Here is a 429-nt window from a genome sequence, read left to right as displayed (position 1 = left end):
GCTCAGCCACGACCTGCGCGGCCCGCTCGGCGCCATCCTGGCGAGCGCGGCGGTGCTGCGGCGCACGCAGGAGCCCGACAAGGTGCTCGCCATGGCGGACAAGGTGCACATCAGCGCGCAGCGGATGGGCCGCATGATCGAGGACCTGCTCGACGTCACGCGGGCGCGCCAGTTCGGCGGCCTGCCGGTGCGCGTCGCGCCGTCGGACCTGGGCGAGCTCGTGCAGCGGACCGCGGCCGAATGGCGCACGAGCCACCCGGACCGTGCGATCGACGTGGAGCAGTCGGGCGACCTCGGCGGGCTCTGGGACGCCGAACGGCTGTGCCAGGTGGTCGCCAACCTGCTGGGCAACGCCATCCACCATGGCGACGCACAGCAGCCCGTGCAGGTGGTGCTGGACGGCAGCGGCCCGCAGCGCGTGGCGATGGA

At 73.9% G+C, this 429-nt stretch carries 1 protein-coding gene; it reads left to right on the top strand.

What is annotated here, in order from left to right; translation table 11 throughout:
• Positions 1-429, top strand: a 429-nt coding sequence (locus GVJ63_RS21995) for a sensor histidine kinase KdpD (protein WP_200843139.1), incomplete at both ends; no start/stop codon positions are given.

The organism is Pantoea sp. 18059 (assembly GCF_902706165.1).
GTDB lineage: Bacteria > Pseudomonadota > Gammaproteobacteria > Enterobacterales > Enterobacteriaceae > Pantoea > Pantoea agglomerans.
This window is presented reverse-complemented; position numbering and strand designations above follow the sequence as displayed.